The organism is Vibrio sp. Sgm 5 (assembly GCF_026241575.1).
Classification (GTDB): Bacteria; Pseudomonadota; Gammaproteobacteria; order Enterobacterales; family Vibrionaceae; genus Vibrio; species Vibrio jasicida.
This window is the reverse complement of sequence record NZ_JAPHPY010000107.1, coordinates 1-3,876: the sequence shown is the minus strand read 5'-3', so window position 1 is coordinate 3,876 and position 3,876 is coordinate 1. Positions and strand designations below refer to the sequence as shown.

The following is a 3,876-nucleotide window of genomic DNA, read 5'->3' as shown; positions in this document are numbered from 1 at the left end:
CTCCGTTACAAATCAGCAAAGTATCCAATCTGGAAAAAGAAAAATGCCAGTCAGCTTAACTGACTGGCATTAGCTCGTTGAGCTGCTTTTGATGGTGGCTTTAGACCTTAAAGCGACTGATGTTCTCACGCATCGTATTGGCGGTATCGTACATCTGGCGTGCGCCTTCACTGCTCTTAAGCGATTGTTCGGCAATCATGTCCGCATCGTCTTTAATGCCTTGTGTGTTGCGGCTGATGTCTTCGCTTACCGCGCGTTGCTCTTCTGCAGCGCTTGCGATTTGCATCGCCATGTCGTTGATCTCAGTGATCGAGTTAGTAATGCTGGTTAAGCTGTCGTGAGCTTGCTGAGCATAATCCACGCTGGTATCTGCCAAACTGGTGCTGGTTTGCATGCTATTGACTGCCAACTTGGTGTTGTTTTGCAATGTTTCGATCATGGTGCGGATTTCTTCCGTTGACCCATGAGTGCGCTGGCTAAGTACACGTACCTCATCAGCAACCACGGCAAAGCCACGACCTTGCTCACCAGCACGAGCGGCTTCAATTGCGGCATTGAGTGCCAACAAGTTGGTTTGCTCTGCAATGCCTTGGATGGTCGATAGGATTTGGTTGATGCTTTGCGTATTCGCTTCCAACTCAGAAATCACGTTGGCGGCATCACTGACTTGTTCTGCTAACTCGACAATCGCTTCACGGTTCTTCTGGATAACATTTTGTCCATCCATACAAGCGGATGCAGAGTTTTGTGAAGCGCTGGCAGTCAATTCTGCATGGCTTGCGACTTCTGCTGCGGTTGCTGACATCTCATGAATCGCTGTGGCAATTTGGTTAACATCGTTCTGCTGATGCTCAACGCGACCTGCCGCCATCGCTGACAGTTCATTCGCTTGATTCGCTTGCGCCGATAGTTGCTCACTGTTTTCAACGATGCCTTTTAGCATAGTTTGCATTTGTGCGAGGAATTGGTTTACATGCGTTGCAAGTTCGCCAATCTCATCCATGCGTTCAATCTTGATGCGTTGGGTTAAGTCTCCCTCTCCTTGCGATAGCTCAGAAAGGGCATCTGAGAGCGTTTGAAGTGGTTGGAGTAAGCGCGTGATGATGTAAGTGCTGATCGCTGCAATAATCAAGTACAACACGATAGAGGCAATCGCGGTGAATGTTACCTGCTCAGAGACAGAAGCAAACGCCATTTGCTTGTCTTGCACGATTCCTAAAGACCAGTCGGTATTGGGTACGTTGGCTACGTAAATTAGCTTATCACCCTGATTTGGCCATTGAATGGTATCTAATTTTGCATCGCCTGCGAGATTCATCATCACGCTGTGCGTTAATGTAGGGTTAAGTTCAGTCAGTGGTTTTTGACTTAATTTCTCATCTTTGTAAGCCACTAAGTTGTTATTGCCATCCACCAAAAATGCAAAGCCATCATTATCCAATTGGATATTCAGTACTTCTTTGATGATATCGGTTACTGCTAAGTCTGCGGCAAGAACACCACGATTGCTTTGGTTGAATGCTTTAGCGAAGCTGACAACAATGCTGCCATCAAAGTCTTGGTATGGCTCTGTAATAATTAGGCCTGACTTACTCATCGCATCTTGATACCAAGGGCGAGTTCGAGGGTCGTAATCGGCTGGCCATGATTCACTTTTATCGCCATACGCGATAGAACCATCAGAAAATCCAGCATAAACCGACAAGAACTTACCGGCACGCTTGGTAAGTAGCATCTCTCGGTCTGCATCGTCAGAGCTTGCAATAATAGCTTCGTTCGCCAGCATCATATCGCTACGAATCGAGAGCCAGTCACTAATGTAACGGTTGGTTGATTGAGAAATATTTTGAATTTCTCGGTTAAGAGTAGACGTGGTTTCTTCGCGCAATTGATTGACGGAAACCCAAGCTTGAACGCCACTAACAATGGCGATAATGACTGCAATCGCAATCTGGATTTTTAACTTAATTGTATTTCTCATTGCCTTACCTTCATAAAACAGACAAAAAGATCAACGTCACAAGTGGTGACACCAATGGGTATGAGACGATTCAAGCACGGAAAGTTACATGAAAGGCTGCAGATAATTTATCGACATATAGCCGATAAACTTAAGCTAAATAGTGTGATTTTTATTCAACATATTGTTTATAGGTATGAATTTATTGTGGTGAAATAAGAGTTAACTTGAATGCTGTTGGGCCTGTGGGGAAAGAGCAGGGGACTCTGCGGCAGATTGCACTACCGCAGAGTGTGATGATCAAAAGATAATAAGTACCGCACCATAAACGATAAAGAGCCCAATCACCCCGATGATTAAACCGACTTTCGCCATGTCTTTACTCTCAATTAAACCAGTAGAGTAGGCGAGAGAATTTGGTGGTGTAGAGACGGGCAAAATCATACCGAGTGAAGCAGAGAAAGCGACCACAACTAATAGCCCTTGCAAACCACCGATAGCAACAAGACTTGGCATGGAGGCGCCAATGGCGGCTGCGATTGGCATCAGTAAGTTCGCTGTCGCGGTATTGGACATAAAGTTCGCCATTAACCAACACACAATCGATAGTGCGATGACGACAGAGAATGGAGAAAGGGACTCATAGTCAATGGCGTGAGCTAGCGCTTCTGCCAAGCCAGTTTTGTCTAGGGCAATACCAATGGCGATACCACCGGCAACCAACCACAGCACATCCCAGTTTATTAGCTTAAGTTCTTCTTTGCCCATGATGCCCGTTAAAGTGAATACCGCGAGTGGAATAATGGCGACCACATACGTATTCATGCCATGCACTTTAGTCGTCATCCACAGCAGGATAGTCATGGCGAAGGTGACGTAAACCACGATCGCACGCCAACTCTTCTTGAACTTTCCATCCAGACGCAGCTTCATCTCTGGTTCACTAGAAGGGAAGAGCTTTTGTAATAAGAACCAGGCCAGCGTTAGTTGCACCAAGACGAAAGGTAATCCCATCATCATCCAAGATAGGAAGTCGATGCTGTTTTCTCCGGTTAAGTATTGCAAGGCAATCGCGTTGGGCGGTGTACCGATTGGCGTTGCAATACCACCAGTATTCGCGGCAATTGGAATGCACAATACGAGGGCTTTAATGCCTAAATCGCCTTTCGGTGCCGATGCTACAATTGGGCCTAATAATGCGAGCATCATGACAGTGGTCGCCGTATTAGACATGAACATCGAGAACACGGCGGTAATCAGCATTAAGCCCAACATGATGAACTTAGGCTGAGTGCCAAACGGCTTTAGCAGTACACGAGCAAGGTTGTTATCAAGCTCGTATTTAGAGGCAGCAATAGCGAGTGCGAAGCCCCCCATGAAAAGGATGATGATAGGAGAAGAGAAAGCGGAGAAGATGTCCGTGTAAGCGATCAAGTCCCCCAAATCATGCCCCGCTGGTGGGTTACGAAATAAGTGTAAGCCTTTATCTGATATCATGATCAATTCCAGTGCGATGATAAGAATTGAAGTGGCAAAAACGGGGACAGGCTCTAAAACCCATAGCAGCGCAGCGAGAAGGAAAATCGCCAGTAGACGGTGCTGAATTAACGTGAGGTCGTCTATTGGTATAGCATCAATCGGCATCATTAAAACACCGAGCGGAATCAAAAAACACACCAGTAACTTGACCAGTGTATTCGCACTCATCTTTGGCATTGGTTGCCCCTTCAAATAATCATCCCTAACCACAGAATAATTGATTGTGCTTTTAGGGTCTTAGAGGCAAGTATGAGTTTGAAAAAGTGAGACTAAATTTCGAACAGAGTTTTGCTTTTCGTCAATAAAAATGTATGGTCCGCCCCGTTATTGCAACTACAATTTAGTAATAACGAAGTTGGTTTGCGCTAATGTATTCG

Annotated in this window: 2 protein-coding genes; both read right to left on the bottom strand. The window is 45.7% G+C overall.

Going from position 1 to position 3,876, the window contains the following annotated elements:
* Positions 1-100: 100 nt before the first annotated feature.
* Positions 101-1,981: a methyl-accepting chemotaxis protein gene (locus OQJ86_RS26040; RefSeq protein ID WP_104029022.1), complete on the bottom strand. Its 1,881-nt coding sequence runs from the start codon at positions 1,979-1,981 to the stop codon at positions 101-103.
* Positions 1,982-2,260: 279 nt separating this feature from the next.
* On the bottom strand, positions 2,261-3,676 hold the full coding sequence (locus OQJ86_RS26035; protein ID WP_038871033.1) for an SLC13 family permease: 1,416 nt from the start codon (positions 3,674-3,676) through the stop codon (positions 2,261-2,263).
* Positions 3,677-3,876: the final 200 nt, after the last annotated feature.

Excerpts from the sequence above, each read along its gene's own strand:
- OQJ86_RS26035 (WP_038871033.1), bottom strand. The coding sequence starts at position 3,676 with ATGCCAAAGATGAGTGCGAATACACTGGTCAAGTTACTGGTGTGTTTT.
- OQJ86_RS26040 (WP_104029022.1), bottom strand. The coding sequence starts at position 1,981 with ATGAGAAATACAATTAAGTTAAAAATCCAGATTGCGATTGCAGTCATT.